We start from the raw sequence: 15,903 nt of genomic DNA on the forward strand, positions 1-15,903 counted from the left end.
TCACCAGGCTCACAGCCAGGCCGGGCGGAAGACCACGGTGCCCGACCGCGCCGGCACGTCCAGCACCACGGTGCCGGTGACTGCGGAGGACGGCGCCAGCGGACCGCCCGGGAAGGCCGCCGCACCGGTGTCGCAGGAGCCGGCGGGTGCGCCGCCGGTGGCCACGCTCCCGTCGTCCCCCACCAGGCGGAAGTCGCCGGGCCCCACGCTGCGCTCCCCACCCAGGGGGGCCAGGTCGGCGCCGGTGGTCACCGTGATGCGGACGGCCACCAGCGTGCCGATGCCCGCGACGACGGAGCTGTCGGCGCAGGACGCGCCCGCGAGGACGTGTTCCACGGTGACGGTGAGGGCGGAACCGCCTGCGGGGTCGGGCACGTCCACGGCGGATCCCGGGACGATCACGACCGGCGGCGGCTCCACCGGCGCCGGCTCGACCGGCTCGGCGGGCGGCGGCTCCACGGCGGGTGGCGGCGGCTCCTCGACAGGCGGCGGCTCCTCGACAGGCGGCGGCTCCGCGGCCGGGGGTGGCTCCACCGGGGGTGGGTCGGTGGGCGTCGGGTCGGCCGGTGAGGGGGCCGCGGGTGTCGGGTCCGTGGGCGTCGGGACGGCGGGTGTAGGGACGGCGGGTGAGGGGGCCGCGGGGGTCGGCTCCGTGGGTGAGGGGTTCGCGGGCGGCAGGGTGGTCGCCGGTGGGGTGGTCGCCGGGGAGGGCTGCACCGAGGAGGACGGTCCGGACGGCGGCAGGGTCGTCGCCGGTGGGGTGGTCGCCGGTGGGGTGGTCGCCGGGGAGGGCTGCACCGAGGAGGACGGTCCGGACGGCGGCAGGGTCGTCGCCGGTGGGGTGGTCGCCGGGGAGGGCTGTACCGAGGAGGACGGTCCGGACGGCGGCAGGGTCGTCGCCGGGGCCGTGGACCCGGCGGGCGGTGCCGGGTGGGTGGGCGGCGCGACGGCCTGGTCCCGGGACTCACCGCGGTCCGCCGCGGACGGGGGCGGCGCGGTCGTGGGCGCCGCCGGCGCCGCGGAGGGGCCGGGGCCCGAGTCGAGGTCGAGTTCGGCGTCGAGGGCGGCGTCGACGGCGGCGTCGAGGGCGCGCTCGGCCGATGACACCACCTTCCGGACGGAGCTGACGGAGACGGCGGGGGAATCGGCGACGGGGGCGGCCGCGGCGGGCGCGCCAGGGAGGAACCAGTCGGCGGAGCCGGGGGGGAGCGCACCGATGGTCGGGATCACCAGCGGCCCCATGCCGGCGCCCTCGGGCAGGACCCAGGCCTGCGGGTCCACCCGGTCGTCGGCTGCCACCTCCACGGCGCCGGCCACCGGCACCGGTGCCCCGAACCCGGTCAGGGCGAGCAGGGCCGCGGAGCCCACGCCGCCGGTCATGGCGGCCAGCGCACGCAGCCGGCGGCGGGCCAGCAGCTGGGCCTGGTACCGGGCCGGCGGCGACGGCCGTGGTGCCGACCGAGCCGGGACCACGCGCCGGCGCACCGGCGGTGCCACCGGCCGGGCGGCGGAGGGATCGCGCGGGAACGGCGTCGGTCGCCGTGGCCCGCAGCCGGCTCCGGGGGCAGGGGAGACGGACCGCGGGTCGCCGCCCGGATCGGCTCCAGGCGCCGGCGGGGGCGAGGTGGTCATCGTCATCACCGCCAGGGTCTGCGAGCCGGGGGAACATCCGGGGAGGAGCGGTCGAACGCTAACCGGCGGCACGGCGTCCCGGAGCTGGTCCGGAGTCGGAACCGATCCGTTCACCCACTCTTGGGGGTCGGCACGTCCCCCCGGTCTGGCCGGTCGGCGCCCGGGCAGCGGCACCTCCGGGTAATCCGTGGTCAGCGGTGCTCGGTCAGACCGTCCACGTCACCCACTCCAGCGATTCGCCCGACCAGGCGGACGGGCAGTGCCGCCGGTCCTTGTCCGCCCCCGCGCGCACGCGGGCGATGGCGGCACGGGCGAGGGCGGGCTTCCGGGCCTGCCGCAGCACCCGGCTGCGCAGGATCTTCGCCACCACGCGGGGATCCCGGGACCGGACGGCCATCAGCAGCAGCTGCACCGCCCAGCTGGTGTGGTCGAGGTCCATGGGTGCCGCACCGGTGCGGTACTTCCGCTCGATGGCCACGAGCTCCCGGTCCAACCCGACCGGGTCGTGGAACATGCTGTCGGAGTGCCGGTAGTAGCCGACGAGCGGCCTGTTCACCGGCGCAACCGGTGCGGCCAGGGCGAGCCGGTAGTAGAAGTCCCAGTCGGCGAGGATGCTGAGCGCTGGGTCGAACCCACCGACCTGCCGGGCGAGGGCGGTCGCCGCCAGGACGCCGGACCCACCGCCGGGGATGCCGCCGGTGCGCGCCAGCACGGAGGGCGTCGTCTCGGGCGTCGGTGGCTCGTGCCAGTGCAGGGGGCGGAAGGCGTCGTCCACGTGCACCGCCCCGACGGAGGACCAGCCGGCTCCCGGCGCGGCGGCCAGGGCCTCGAGCTGGCTGCGCAGCTTGTCCGGGGCCCAGTAGTCGTCGTCGTCGCAGAGGGCCACCCACGCCGTCCTGGCCACGGCGATCCCCGCGTTCCGCGCCCGGGACACACCCAGGCTCGCGGGGTGGTGGATGATCCGCACCCGGCAGCTCGCCAGGGCGTCCAGGGCTCCGGCCGTGGCGGCGTCGCTCCCGTCGTCCACGACCACGACGTCCACCGGGACACCGTCCTGGGCAAGAGCCGACGACACGCTCCGGCGGACGAGGTCCAGGCGGTTCCGTGTGGGGATGACGACCGTGACGGCGGGCCCCGTCGTCATCGTGCCCAGCCGGCGTACGCGGCCAGCCATTCGGGCGGCGGCGCGGGGGCCGCACCGACCCCGCGCGCGTCGCTGCCCAGCTGGCCGGTGAGGCGGCGGGCCAGCTGCCGGCTCACGGGGACGATGCCGGCCTCCGCCACGCCTCTGCCCAGCAGCCGGACCGCCGTGCCGGGGGCACCCAGCAACTGGGCCATCCGTGCCACCCGGACGTACCAGTGCGCCAGGTCCGGGTCGAACCGCTCGCCACCGGCGAGGTCGCGGTGCTTGTGCCGGAGACGGGTCAGCTCCCGGACCACCCCGTCCGGGTCGTGGTACATGCTGTCGGAGTGCACGTAGTAGGCCAGCAGCGGCTGGTCGACCGCGGCGACGGGCGAGCCGGCACCCAGACGGACGTAGAAGTCCCAGTCGGCCAGGATGGACAGCTCCTCGTCGAAGCCGCCCACGTCCCTCGCCTCCGTGGTGCGGACGAGGACTCCGGAACCGCCCCCCGGAACGGCCGGGCGGCGCGACAGCTCCCCGAGGAGCCGCCCGGAGGCCGGGGCCGGGGCGTACTCCGTCGCCCGGAGGTCGCCGTCGACGTGGAGCGCCCCCACGCAGGACCACAGCGCCCCGGGGACCGCGCGCAGGGCCGCGAGCTGGGCGCGCAACTTGCCCGGCGCCCACAGGTCATCGTCGTCCAGGAAGGCGACCCACGGCGTCCGGACCTCGGCCAGCCCGGCGTTGCGGGCACCCGACACGCCCCTGCTCCGCTCGTGCCTCACCAGCCGGACACGGGGGTGGGCGAGGCCCTCGACCGCGTCCGCCGTCCCGTCCTGGCTCCCGTCGTCGACGACGACGACCTCGGCCTGCACCTCCCGCTGCCGCAGGACGGAGTCGATGGCGCGGAGGACCAGCCGACGACGGTCGCGCGTCGGGATCACCACCGTCACCGCGTCGTCACTCCGGTCGTGCCCGCCGCTCACCTCGGGCCCCCGACCGCGGCCGGCCGCGTGCGGGTACGCCGGTTGCGGAGGTAGAACACGACACCCGCGAGCGCCCCGCTGACCTCGCGTCCGAAGACGCGGTCGCCGGGTTCCCGCCCCCTCGTCACGCGCCGCACGCTCCTGCGCAGGTAGTAGGAGGGCAGGCTCAGGAAGGCGCGCCGCAGGTTGCCGAGATCACCCGTGCGCTCGTACTGCACGAGCAGTGCGGTGACGTGGCCGCGCATGTAGTGGAAGATCTGGCTCCGGAGCCCGGCCATGCCGGCGCGGTGGTGGTGGAAGACCACCGCCGAGGGCTCGTATCGGCAGGTCCGGCCGGCGGCCAGGATGCGGTACCAGTACTCGGAGTCGCCCGAGCACCCGGCGGCGCCGACGTCCAGCCGCTCGTCGAACAGACCCACCTCGTCGACGACGGAGCGGCGGAAGGCCATGTTGGCGCCGGCGCCGATCTCCCAGGCGGGGCAGCCGTAGGGGCGCTTCGCGCGGTAGAAGTCCGGCCCGAAGTCGATCCGCATGAACCCCCGGCCGAAGCCCCATCGGGACTCGAAGATCCACTGCGCCTCCGTGTCGAGCTCGGCCGGCAGCACCAGCCCGGTGACGGCCAACACCTCCTCGTCGTCCTCGAAGGCGGCCACCAGCCGCTCCAGCCAGCGCGGGTGCAGCTCGGTGTCGTCGTCGGTGTAGGCGATCAGGTCCGACCGGGCCGCCAGCAGCCCCGTGTTGCGGGCGATGTCGAGCCCGGGGCGGTCCTCGCGCACGTAGTGGACCCCCGCGGCGACGGCCACTTCCCGCGTCCGCGGCCCCGTGGAGGCGTTGTCCACCACGATGACCTCGTCCGGCGGGTGGCTCTGCCGCGGGAGGCTGGCCAGGCAGCGGGCGAGCTCCTCCGGCCGGTCACGCGTGCAGATGACCACGCTGACCGTCGGGGTCGGCCGCGCGGCCGGGGCCTCCGGTGCGGGCACCGGCGCGGCCGACGAGAACAGGTCTCGGAGGGCCGCCTCGGGATCGTCCGCGGGCGCCACCCACTTCTGGGCCACCGGCCGGTCCCCGGCCCAGAGGACCAGCAGGGTGAGCCGTCCGGCCCAGTCGCCGGTCGGCACCCGCCCGCGGTCGTCGAAGAGCACGTGGACGACCTCCGCGAAGCCGCCGTCCGCGGCTCGGCCGGTCCTACCGGTGGCACGTCTGCCCAGGAAACCCATGAGTGCTCCTCTTCCCCCGTCCCTGCCCGGTCCCCCGGTCACGTGGCGCTCCACCGGTGCGGCGGCTGCACGGAGCCGCTGGTCGTGGTGCCGAGCACCAGCACCTTCACGCTGTCCCAGCGGTAGTCGTGGGGCACCTCCCAGTCGGGGGAGTAGATACCCGCGTCGACCCAGTAGGCGCCGGGCTCCAGGTCCACCCGGTCGAGGGTCAGCGTGACCTCGCCCGTCCCGGCCAGCGGGACCGAACCGGCCCGGCTCGCCTCGGTGGTCAGGTCGACGATCGGGGCGTCGGTCCCCACCCGGCGCAGCGAGACGCTGAACAGCGCGCTGCTCACCGCGTCGTCGACCGTGCGGTACCGGATGCGGACGGTCAAGCCTCCACCGAGCACCGTGGCGCCGGCCGGGGCGTCCTGGGCCCCGGTGCAGGAGATCCCCGTGACGAGCACGCGCCCGTCCCCCTTGCGATAGCCGCCGTCGGGCAGCTCCTGGGTGGGTCCCGCCCGCTCGTCCAGCGAGCGTTCGTAGGCGTCCAGGACCTCCGCGGCGGGGCCGCGGGCGTGCACCGTCCCGGCGCGCAGCCAGACGACGTCCGTCGCGAGGCGGCGGAGCTGGCCCATGACGTGCGAGGCGACGAGCAGGGCGCAGCCCCGCCCCTGGAGCCGCTCCACGTGCGTCAGGCACTTCTCCTGGAAGGCGATGTCGCCCACCGCGAGCACCTCGTCGATGAGCAGCAGCTCCGGGTCGGTGACGGCGGCCGCCGCGAACGCGAGGCGCAGCTTCATGCCGTCGCTGTAGGTCCGCAGCGGCTCACGCAGGGTCGCCTCGTCCAGCTCGGCGAACTCGGCGATGTCGTCGAGGCGGCCGCGGGCCTGCCGGGGGCTGAGCCCGGCCAGCACCGCCGCCGTGACGGCGTTGTCGGCGCCGGAGAGCTCGTCGTTGGCCGAGGCGTTGAGCGTCAGCAGGCCGGAGACGGCGGCGTGGCGGTGGATCGTCCCGCTCGATGGCTTCGTCAGCCCCGCCGCGATCCGGAGCAGCGTGGACTTCCCCCCGCCGTTGCGGCCGACGACCCCGACGACCTCCCCCGGCCGGAGCGTCAGGTCGACGTCCCGGAGAACCGGTTCCCACCGGCTCCGGCCGGCGCTTCCGGTGAACCGCTGGCGCAGCGTCGCCGCCCCGCCCCGGCGGTAGCGCTTCCCCACCCCCTCGAGCACCAGGACCGGCTCGCTCACAGGTGGTCCAGGAAGTTCGCGGAGGTGCGCGTGTGCAGGGCCCAGCCGAGGACGAAGACCCCGGCGCAGACGGCGGTGACCACGAGCATCTGCGCCGCGCCGGGCACCGTGCCGTCCACCAGCACCTGCCGCTGCGCGGTGATGAGCGCGGCGACGGGGTTCCAGTCGATCAGGGTCTGCAGGAGGTCGTCGGTGACCGCCTGGGCGGTGTAGAAGACCGGGGTCAGGAAGAAGCCCACGGAGAGCACCAGCTGGACCGCCAGGCGGGCGTCCCGCCAGCGGACGTCGGCCACGGAGGCGGCCATCCCGATGCCGAGCATGAGCAGGCCTTGCAGGACGAGCAGGAAGGCGAGCAGGAACGCGGTCACCGGGAGGCGCCCGGTGTCGATCCAGACCACCAGGAGCAGCACCGGCAGGCCGGCGAGGTAGTCGAAGGCGTCGGTGAGGAGGCTGATCGTGGGCACGGCCTGCCGCGGCAGCGTCGGGTGCCCGAGCAGGTCCCTGCGGTCGACGGCGCTGGTGGAGGCGTTGGACACGCCCGCGTTGAACCAGTTCCAGGCGAGGACCCCGACCGCCAGCTCGGCCAGGTAGTCCGGCCCACCGCCGGAGAAGAGCGCGGAGAACACCAGCCCGAGGACGAGGAACCGGGCGACGGCGGGGGCCAGCGCCCACAACCAGCCGAGGAAGGCGGCCTGGTAGCGGATGCGGAACTCGCGCGCGGTCAGGTGCAGGACCACCTGCACGGTGCGCCGCAACCTCTGGGTGCGCGGCCGCGACCGGCCGGCGGGAGGCGACGCCGGGGGGTGGCTCACCGTGTCCGCCCGCGTGCGCGGATCCACCGGGGGATGCCGGCCAGCGACCCGCCGACCTCCGCCCGCAGGAGGCGGACCGGGTAGTCGTCGCGCAGCCGGACGACCCACCAGGCGCGGCGCGCGTACTCGCGGGGGAGGGCCAGGACGAGCCGGGCCAGGCCGCGCACGTCGTGGTGGCGGACCAGCAGGTCGAGCAGGTAGCCCACGTGCTCGGCGGCGGATACCCGCAGCCGGGTGCCGAGGGCCGAGCCCGAGGAGCCGTGGTCGCGCAGCACCACGGCCGTCGGCTCGTAGACCACCCGTCCACCGGCCACCAGGACCCGGTGCAGGTACTCGGTGCCGGCCTCGGCTCCCAGGGCGGGGTCGAGTTCCCCCAGGCGGTGCAGGGCCTCCCGGCGGATCGCCGCGTTGGACAGCGTCCCGATCCGCCACGTCGGCGCCGGCCCCCGCCCCGTGCGCACCCACGACCGGTCGAGGACCTGCCGGTGCGGGCCCCCGTCCAGCCTGCCCAGGTCCTCGAGCAGCTGGGCCTCGAGAGATCCCGGGTCCGCCGGCAGGACGTTCCCCGTCACCGCCGTCACGGACCGGTCGCCGAACGGGCCGACCAGCGCCTCGAGCCAGCCGTCGGCGGGCGTCACGTCGTCGTCGAGGAAGACCACTACCTCGCCCCGGAGGTGGGGGAGCGCCGCATTCCAGGCTGCGGCGCGCCCGAGCCCCGGTGCGTGCACGAGCTCCACCCCGGGGCTGTCGGTGGCCACGGGCGGGCCACCGCCGGGCGTGGTGTCCACGACGACCACCTGGAGCACCCGGCCGCTCGTGGCCGGCAGGGCCGCGAGGCCGGCCGGCACGGTGGCGGGACCGCCCCCGGTCACCAGCAGGATGCTGATCGCGGTGGCGTCCGGCGCTCCCGTGGCGCCTGCCGGCCGGGCGTCCGCCGGGGTGAGCGCGCCGTCCTCCCCGAGGGCTACGTCCTGCCAGGACGCTCCCGGGGTGAGCACCGCCGGACCCAGCCGGCCGACGATCTCCCAGCGGAGCCGGGCCGGCGAAGGGCGGGAGCCGGCGGTCCGGATCGAGACGTCGGCCTGCGGCCGCCCGTCCCGCTCCACCCGCACGCGCAACCGCCGCGCGCGTCGGTGGTCCTCGACGGGACGGAGCGTGGACGGGTCGGGCAGCCGCCCGGCGACCAGGTCGACGAGGATCGCCGGATCCGGGCTCCGCGGGGAGCGACGGGTCGGGCGCGGGTGGACCAGCGGTGGCGCGGTGGGTTCGTGCGGGTGGCGTGCGGACTCCGCCTCCGCCTGCGCCCGGGCGCGCGCGTACAGCCGCCCGCCCAGCGCGTCGAGCATCCCGCGGGTGTCCGCGCGCACCACCGCCCCCGGCCACACGCGCGGCCAGAGCAGGCTGCGGAGGTTGCCGCGCAAGTGGTGACGACCCGCCCACCGGGCGCCGAAGGCCAGCAGCGCGCGCGCCTGCGCGGGCCCGTACCGGGGACCGGCCCCGGCGAAGATGCTGTAGACGCCGGTGCCGTTGCCGGCCATCTGGCGGGCGAGCTCGGGCATCGTCCGGCGGTGCACGTGGCGCACCACGGCCGTGGGCTCGTAGACGAGCAGCCCGCCGGAGGCCAGCACGCGGAAGTACATCTCGAGGTCCCCGCCGCCCCCGGTGGGGGTGCCCACGTCCAGCGCGGGGTCGAAGCCACCCAGCGCCAGCGCGTCCTCCCGGAGGAGCGCCATGTTGGCTCCCGTGCCCGCGACACCGGTGCCGGGGTAGAACTGGGCGGCGACCTCGCCGGACGCGACGCTCACGGACATCCACCGGCGGGCGTAGCCGCGGCCGAACCCCCCGAACGCCTCGAACAGCACCTGCGCGCGCGTGGCGAGCTCGGCGGGTGCGACCAGCCCGGTCACCACGACGGCGTCGGGCTCCTCCGCGAACGCGCGCACGATGCCCCGCAACCAGCAGGGGTGGACGAGCACGTCGTCGTCGGTGAAGGCCACGATGCGCGTCCCCGCCTCGAGGAGGGCGCGGTTGCGCGCCCAGTCCAGGCCGGCCCGGGGTTCGCGGACGTAGCGCACCCCGAACTCCTCGGCCACCTGACGGGTGCGGTCGTCCCGGGAGGCGTTGTCGACCACCAGCACGTCCGCCGGGCGGGTGTCGAGACCGGCGACGGCCTCGAGGCAGCGGCGGAGGTCGTCGGGTCGGTCACGGGTGCAGATCGCGACCGTCACCACGGAGCCGTCCACCGGCGGCAGGTCCGGGTGGCCCACCCGCGGCAGGCCGTGGGAGGACGCCTCCGCGACGCCGCCCGGAACGGCCAGGCAGTCCCTCAGCAGGTGCTCCGCGACGGCGCGCGCGCATTCCCGGGCGGCGACCCGGGGGAGGGCCGCGAGCACGGTCGCGGGGTCGCCCGGCACGGTGATCTCGCCGATGGGCTCGCCGTGGAACCAGACGAGCGCGTGCACGCCCTCGGCCGGCTGCTCGAACGCCGTCAGCGCGGGGAGGAGGGTGGCCGTGCGGCGGTCCAGGTCGACGTCGGCGACGGCGAGGGCGCGGTAGTGGCGTGACCCGTCCGGACGGCGCATGCGCAGGCTGCCCCGCGCGGACAGGCGGCGCCGACGGGGCCCCGGAGGCATGGCGACCGGGTCGTCGGGCGCTCCCGGGACGACACCTTCGGCCGGGACGTCGAACCCGGCGGCCAGCCCCTCCGCGGCCGCCGGCGTGACCGGTTCAGGCGGCACGCCGGGGTTCCTGGTCGCGGAACCACTCCACCGTCGTGGCCAGACCCTCCCGGACGGGGATCGAGGGCTCCCAGCCGAGGACCTCCCGGGCGAGCGCGATGTCGGGCTGCCGCACGTGGGGGTCGTCCTGCGGCCGGGAGATGAACGAGATCGGCGACGGGGAGCCGGTCACCTCCAGCACCATCCGGGCGAGGTCGAGGACGGACATCTCGAACGGGTTCCCGATGTTGACCGGACCGGGGTGCTGGGAGCGGAGGAGGCGGAGCACGCCGTCGACGAGGTCGCTCACGTAGCAGACCGAGCGGGTCTGGGTGCCGTCGCCGGCGACGGTCAGGGGTTCCCCGGACAGGGCCTGGCGGATGAACGTGGGGATCGCGCGGCCGTCGTCCGGTCGCATGCGCGGACCGAAGGTGTTGAAGATCCGCACGATCGTCGTGTCCACCCCGTGGAAGGTCCGGTACGCGGTGGCGAGCGCTTCGGCGTACCGCTTGGCCTCGTCGTAGACCCCGCGGGGGCCGACCGGGTTGACGTGCCCCCAGTAGGTCTCGGGTTGCGGGTGGACCTGCGGGTCGCCGTAGGTCTCGCTCGTCGAGGCCAGCAGCAGCCGGGCGCCCTTCTCCCGCGCCATCCCCAGGGCGTGCAGCGTGCCGATGGCGCCGACCTTCAGCGTCTCGATCGGCAACCGGAGGTAGTCGATCGGCGATGCCGGGCTCGCGAAGTGCAGCACGTGGTCGACCGGCCCCGGCACGTGGATGTAGTTGGTGATGTCGTAGGTGACCAGCCTGAAGTTCGGCAGCGGCAGGAGGTGCTGCACGTTGGCCGGGGTCCCGGTGGACAGGTTGTCCAGGGCGACGACCTCGTGCCCCTCGGAGAGCAACCGTTCGCAGAGGTGGGAACCGAGGAAGCCGGCACCACCGGTCACGACGACACGCGCCACGCGTTCCTCCAGACCCCCGGGCCGTCTCCTGAGCCGGGAGCGGCGACCACTCAACCTGATCACCCTCGGACGGGGGTGGCAAGGCGCGGGGTCGAGCACCTCCCCTCGGCGGGTGAGCACCCCGGATACCGTGCGCGCCATGGCAGGGACGCGATGGCTGGTCACCGGCGGCGCAGGCTACATCGGTGCCCACGTGGTGCACGGTCTGCTGCGGTCCGGGCGGGAACCGGTCGTCGTGGACGACCTGTCCACGGGGTTGCGCTCACGGGTACCGGAGGGCGTCGAGCTGCACGAGGTCAGCGTCGTGGACACGGCGGCGCTGGCCGACGTCGTGCAGCGCGTGCGCCCCACCGGGGTCGTCCACCTGGCGGGCAGGAAGTCGCCCACCGAGTCCATGGCCGATCCGCTCCTGTACGCGCGGGAGAACGTCGTCGGCGTGATCAGCCTGATCGAGGCGGTGCGGGCCGCGGGCGGGGACCGGATCGTCTTCTCGTCGAGCTGCTCGGTCTACGGCACGCCGGTCGCCGAGGTCGTCGACGAGGCGGCGCCGACCCTGCCGGAGAGCCCCTACGGGGACTCCAAGCTCTACGGCGAGCGGATCCTGAACGCCGCGGCCGCCGCCCACGGCTTCGGCGTCATCAACCTCCGGTACTTCAACGCCGTGGGCGCCGCCGGCCCGGAGCTGCGGGACACCGGCGCGCACAACCTCTTCCCCCTGGTCTTTCGGGCGGTGCGCGCCGGGGAGCGGCCGCGTGTCTTCGGCACCGACTACCCGACGCCGGACGGCACCTGCGTGCGCGACTACGTGGACGTTCGGGACGTCGCGGACGCGCACGTCCGCGCGGCCCAGGCGCTCGAGGAGGACAAGCGCGTCGCCACGTACAACATCGGCTGCGCTCGCGGCAGCAGCGTGCTCGAGGTCCTCACCATGATGGAGTCGGTGACGGGCCGGGCCATCCCGTACGAGGCCGCCGACCGCCGGCCCGGCGACCCCGCGCGGATCGTGGCCCGGGTCGACCGCATCGCACGGGAGCTGGGCTGGACCGCGCGACGCGACCTGTACGACATGGTGAGCAGCGCGTGGGCCGCCGAGCAGGGCATCCCGCAGGGCGGCTGATCGCGCCGGGTGGACACGGCGCGCGGGGGCCGCCCTGCGGCCGCCCTATCGTCCCCTCAGCTCCCGGCGGAGGATCTTGCCGGTGACCGTCTTGGGCAGTTCGTCCACCAGCTCCACGCTGCGCGGGTACTTGTAGGCCGCCATCCGCTCCTTGCAGTGGGCGATCAGCTCCTCCGGCGTGGTGCTCGCTCCCGGCTTCAGGCTCACGAACGCCTTGACGGTCTCGCCGCGCTTCTCGTCGGGGACCCCCACCACCGCGGACTCGCGGACGGCCGGGTGCTCGGCGAGGACGTCCTCGACCTCGCGGGGCCAGACCTTGTAGCCGGAGGCGTTGATCATGTCCTTCTTGCGGTCGACGATGAACACCCAGCCCTCGGCGTTCATGAAGCCGACGTCACCGCTCTTGAGCGCCCCGCCGGGCAGCCCGGCCGCGGTCTCCTCGGGCTTGCCCCAGTAGCCGGCGACGACCTGGGGGCCCTCGGCGACGATCTCGCCCACCTCGCCCAGCGGCAGGTCGCGCCCCTCGTCGTCCTGGATGCGCACGACCGTGTTCGGGGCGGGCACCCCGACCGACAGCGCGCCCGACACCGGGTCCACCGGGGACGGCGACCCGAACGGGGTCACGGTCATCGGCGAGGTGGTCTCGGTCAGGCCGTAGGCGTTGTGCACCTGCTTTCCGGTGGCGGCCAGGAAGTTCTGCTCGGCGGTGGGGGAGATGGCCGCCCCGCCGGAGTAGAGGGAGGTGAACGAGGCGAAGTGGTCCTTGCTGAACCCCGGGGCGTTGAGCAGCGCGGTGAAGGCGGTGATCGCGCCGATGGTGAAGGCCGGGCGGTGCTCGGCGAAGGCGTCGAGCACGACCTGGGGCTCGAACCGGTAGGCCAGCACCAGCGGCGCCGGCACCAGCAGGCTGACCGCGATGTGCCCGATCAGCCCGGTGATGTGGAACAGCGGGGCGACGCCGAAGATCGCACCGTCCCGGCCCGCGTGCACCCAGTCCCGGTACACCTGGGCGGTGAAGACGACGTTCCGGTGGGTGTTCATCGCGCCCTTGGGCACGCCCGTGGTGCCCGAGGTGTAGGTCAGGAACGCCACGTCGTCGGAGCGGAGGCCGACCGGCGGGGGCACCTGGCCGCGGTGGACGGCGACGAACTCGGAGAAGTCCGTCGTCCCCTCGTGGCGCTGCCGGGTGGTGCCCGCGAACAGCCGGTCGTCGTCCCGGGTCTGGAACTCCAGCTCGCTGGTGGTGAGCACCAGGCGCACACCGGTCGAGGGGACCACCTCGCGAGCCACCTGCTCGTAGAGGGTCTCCAGCGACAGCAGCACCGTCGCGCCGGAGTCCTCGAGCAGGTAGGAGAGCTCGCGGGCCCGGCTCATCGGGTTGATCGACACCATGATCCCGCCGGCCTTCCAGGCGGCGACCATGGCGATGACGAACTGCGGCACGTTCTGCAGGTAGACCGCCAGCCGATCACCCGGCCCGAAGCCGCGGGCCAGCAGCCCGACGGCTAGGGCGTCGCTGAGCTCGTCGAGCTCGCGGCGGGTGATGGCCCCGTCGAAGTACCGCAGGGCCACGCCGTCGGGGTCACGCTCGACGCCGGCCCGGAACATCTCCAGGGCGGTCTCGAACTCGATCGCGTAGTCGGCCGGCTGGTCGCCGTAGAGCGCCAGCCAGGGTCGCTCGTCGTAGGCGCTCATGGGGGCGCTACTTGATGACGACGGGGTTGACCGGGGTGCCGGCGGCCTTGGCGACCTTGAGCGGGGCGGCCACGTAGAGGAAGGCGTACTGCCCGTCCTCGGCGCAGTCGGCGGCCAGCGCCTCCAGGTCGGCGATCTCCGTGAGCGTCACGCCGAGGTTGCGCATGAGCGCGTTGTGCAGCACCAGGGCCACCCCGTTGTTCGGGTCGAAGGTGACCTCGTTGGCGATCGTGTCGGTGACCAGGTTCGGGATCTCCATGTCCTGGAACCACTGCACGAGCTCGGGGGAGTAGACCAGCCCCGGCTCGTTGAAGCCCTCGTAGAACGCCTCGCCCTGCTCGTGGAACAGCTGCAGGAAGTTGGTCCGGATGACCAGGATGTCGCGCTTCTCGATGGGCGTGCCCTGGGCCTCGGCGCAGGCGACGAGGTCCTCGTGGGTGAAGGTCTCGCCCTTGTCGAGGGTGGCCTTGCCGCGGAAGCGGGCCATGTCCAGCAGGACGGCCCGGCCGACGACGCCGCGCTGGGCGATCGGCTCGACGCTGGCCTTCTCCAGCCCGCCGACGGTGGTGCGGGCGTCGTAGCCGTTCCAGATCTTGCCGTCGTACCAGAGGTGGCCGAGGGCGTCGTACTGCGTCGAGCCCTGCAGGTAGGCGTCGATCTTGTCGTCGGCGTAGTGCAGCCCGCCGGGGTAGTCGGCTCCCTTGCCGCCCTCGTCCCAGTCGCTCTCGTCGAGCACCTGGGTGCGGACGGCGGGGGTGCGGCCGGGCCAGACCGGGTCGCCCTTCGGGTCGCCGATGAGCCGCTGCAGCGTGAAGACCTTGCCCGAGCGCACGAGCTTGACCGCGGCGAGCACCTGCTCCGGCCCGAGGTAGTTCAGCGCGCCGACCTCGTCGTCGGGCCCCCACTTGCCCCAGTTGGTCGGCGCGTCCTTGAGCAGCTCACCGAGGTACGGCGCGGTCGCGGGGCTGTCGGTCACAGGTGCCTCCAGGGGATGGGCGGAGGCCCGTCCGTCGGACGGGCGGGGCAGTGCCTCGGAGTGTTCGCCGGTGTGGTGCCAGCCACAACCGGCGTGCAACATTCGGTGCAACCGCGCACCGCCCGGAGCGCCGTCCCAGCCCCAGGGAGACCCCGTGACCAGCACCGTGCCCGGCACCCCCGAGTCCGTCTTCACCTACGGGGCGCCGCAGTTGAAGTTCGGCAACGGCGCCTCCGACGAGATCGGCTTCGACCTCAGCCGCTTCGGCGTGCGCCGGGTCCTCGTCGTCACCGATCCCGGGGTGGCGGCCACCGGGCACCCCCAGCGGGTGGCCGACCAGATGGCGCAGTTCGGCATCGAGGCCCGGGTCTTCGACGGCGTCCACGTCGAGCCGACCGACGTCAGCCTGGTCGCCGCCATCGAGGAGGCGCGGTCGTCGGGGCCCTGGGACGCGTTCGTCGCCGTCGGTGGCGGGTCGAGCATCGACACCGCGAAGGCGATCAACCTGCTCACGACCAACCCCGGCGAGCTCATGGACTACGTCAACGTGCCGGTCGGCAAGGGGCAGGCGCCGCCCAACCCGCTCAAGCCCCTGGTGGCCGTCCCGACGACGACGGGCACCGGGGCCGAGAGCACCACGATCTGCGTGATGGACGTGATCTCGGCCCGGGTGAAGACCGGCATCAGCCACGCCCGGCTCCGGCCGACCCTCGCCGTCATCGACCCCGACCTCACCCGCAGCCAGCCGGCCGGGGTGACAGCGGCGTCGGGCATGGACATCCTCTGCCACGCGCTGGAGAGCTACACGGCGCGCTGGTACACCACGTACGAGCACAAGTCGCCCGATCAGCGGGTGCCCTACTGCGGCTCGAACCCGATCTCGGACATGTGGTCGGAGAAGGCGATGAGCCTGCTGGCCGGGTCGTTCCGCACGGCCGTCCGCAACGGCGACGACACGCAGGCCCGCGCGGAGATGGCGATGGCCGCCACCTTCGCCGGCATGGGGTTCGGCAACGCCGGGGTGCACATCCCGCACGCCAACGCCTACCCGATCGCCGGGCAGGTGAAGGACTTCCACCCCAAGGACTACCCGGCCGGCGAGGCGATGGTGCCGCACGGGATGTCGGTCGCGCTGACCGCGCCCGAGGCGTTCCGCTTCACCTTCGAGGCCTCGCCGGAGCGGCACGTCCGCGCCGCCGAGCTGCTCGCGCCCGGTGCCGACCGCCCGTCGGACGCCGCGGAGTTCCTGCCCACGGTGCTCGCCGACCTGATGCGCGACATCGACATCCCGAACGGCGTGGGGGCGGTCGGGTTCGGCGAGGGCGACATCCCCGACCTGGTCGACGGCGCGATGAAGCAGCAGCGGCTGCTCGCCACCTGCCCGCGCGCGGTCACCGAGGACGACCTCGCCGGCATCTTCCGGCGTTCGCTCTCCCTCTGGTGA

12 protein-coding genes are annotated in these 15,903 nt (G+C 74.5%); 2 read left to right on the forward strand and 10 right to left on the reverse strand.

What is annotated here, in order from left to right; all coding sequences use genetic code 11:
* Positions 1 to 9: 9 nt before the first annotated feature.
* The 8 genes from ACI792_RS13330 to ACI792_RS13365 form a co-directional block, all read right to left on the reverse strand.
* Complete coding sequence (locus tag ACI792_RS13330) at positions 10 to 1,473, reverse strand: hypothetical protein (protein WP_456603011.1); 1,464 nt, start codon at positions 1,471 to 1,473, stop codon at positions 10 to 12.
* A gap of 364 nt (positions 1,474 to 1,837) precedes the next feature.
* Positions 1,838 to 2,806: a glycosyltransferase family 2 protein gene (locus tag ACI792_RS13335; protein ID WP_456603012.1), complete on the reverse strand. Its 969-nt coding sequence runs from the start codon at positions 2,804 to 2,806 to the stop codon at positions 1,838 to 1,840.
* The gene (locus tag ACI792_RS13340) at positions 2,773 to 3,696 is read right to left on the reverse strand and encodes a glycosyltransferase family 2 protein (RefSeq protein ID WP_456603013.1); all 924 of its coding nucleotides are present in this window, start codon (positions 3,694 to 3,696) and stop codon (positions 2,773 to 2,775) included. Before ACI792_RS13340 ends, ACI792_RS13335 begins: the two co-directional genes overlap by 34 nt.
* A 38-nt stretch (positions 3,697 to 3,734) precedes the next feature.
* Positions 3,735 to 4,955 carry a glycosyltransferase family 2 protein gene (locus tag ACI792_RS13345; RefSeq protein ID WP_456603014.1) on the reverse strand — a complete coding sequence of 407 codons (1,221 nt, stop codon included), beginning with the start codon at positions 4,953 to 4,955 and terminating at the stop codon, positions 3,735 to 3,737.
* A 38-nt stretch (positions 4,956 to 4,993) separates the two neighbouring features.
* Positions 4,994 to 6,184, reverse strand: a complete 1,191-nt coding sequence (locus tag ACI792_RS13350; RefSeq protein WP_456603015.1) for an ABC transporter ATP-binding protein — start codon at positions 6,182 to 6,184, stop codon at positions 4,994 to 4,996.
* Entirely contained in the window at positions 6,181 to 6,927 is a 747-nt protein-coding gene (locus tag ACI792_RS13355) for an ABC transporter permease (RefSeq protein WP_456603016.1), read from the reverse strand. The genes ACI792_RS13350 and ACI792_RS13355 overlap by 4 nt, the downstream gene beginning before the upstream one ends.
* Positions 6,928 to 6,992: 65 nt before the next feature.
* On the reverse strand, positions 6,993 to 9,734 hold the full coding sequence (locus ACI792_RS13360; RefSeq protein WP_456603017.1) for a glycosyltransferase: 2,742 nt from the start codon (positions 9,732 to 9,734) through the stop codon (positions 6,993 to 6,995).
* On the reverse strand, positions 9,724 to 10,671 hold the full coding sequence (locus tag ACI792_RS13365) for a UDP-glucuronic acid decarboxylase family protein (protein ID WP_456603018.1): 948 nt from the start codon (positions 10,669 to 10,671) through the stop codon (positions 9,724 to 9,726). The genes ACI792_RS13360 and ACI792_RS13365 overlap by 11 nt, the downstream gene beginning before the upstream one ends.
* Positions 10,672 to 10,810: 139 nt before the next feature.
* Here ACI792_RS13365 and galE point away from each other — a divergent pair, with 139 nt between their 5' ends.
* The gene (galE, locus tag ACI792_RS13370) at positions 10,811 to 11,788 is read left to right on the forward strand and encodes a UDP-glucose 4-epimerase GalE (RefSeq protein WP_456603019.1); all 978 of its coding nucleotides are present in this window, start codon (positions 10,811 to 10,813) and stop codon (positions 11,786 to 11,788) included.
* 45 nt (positions 11,789 to 11,833) lie between these two features.
* On the opposite strand, the gene ACI792_RS13375 is transcribed toward galE, so the two are convergent.
* Both ACI792_RS13375 and ACI792_RS13380 read right to left on the reverse strand, forming a co-directional pair.
* Positions 11,834 to 13,483, reverse strand: a complete 1,650-nt coding sequence (locus tag ACI792_RS13375; protein WP_456582402.1) for an AMP-binding protein — start codon at positions 13,481 to 13,483, stop codon at positions 11,834 to 11,836.
* 7 nt (positions 13,484 to 13,490) lie between these two features.
* The gene (locus ACI792_RS13380) at positions 13,491 to 14,459 is read right to left on the reverse strand and encodes a cyclase family protein (RefSeq protein ID WP_456582403.1); all 969 of its coding nucleotides are present in this window, start codon (positions 14,457 to 14,459) and stop codon (positions 13,491 to 13,493) included.
* A 154-nt stretch (positions 14,460 to 14,613) separates the two neighbouring features.
* Here ACI792_RS13380 and ACI792_RS13385 point away from each other — a divergent pair, with 154 nt between their 5' ends.
* Positions 14,614 to 15,903, forward strand: coding sequence for a hydroxyacid-oxoacid transhydrogenase (locus tag ACI792_RS13385; protein ID WP_456603020.1), 1,290 nt, complete (start codon positions 14,614 to 14,616; stop codon positions 15,901 to 15,903).

This window comes from Blastococcus sp. SYSU DS0669 (assembly GCF_054050895.1).

Coding starts and splice junctions, on each gene's coding strand:
- ACI792_RS13335 (WP_456603012.1), bottom strand. CDS start 2,806: ATGGCTGGCCGCGTACGCCGGCTGGGCACGATGACGACGGGGCCCGCC.
- ACI792_RS13345 (WP_456603014.1), bottom strand. CDS start 4,955: ATGGGTTTCCTGGGCAGACGTGCCACCGGTAGGACCGGCCGAGCCGCG.
- galE (WP_456603019.1), top strand. CDS start 10,811: ATGGCAGGGACGCGATGGCTGGTCACCGGCGGCGCAGGCTACATCGGT.
- ACI792_RS13375 (WP_456582402.1), bottom strand. CDS start 13,483: ATGAGCGCCTACGACGAGCGACCCTGGCTGGCGCTCTACGGCGACCAG.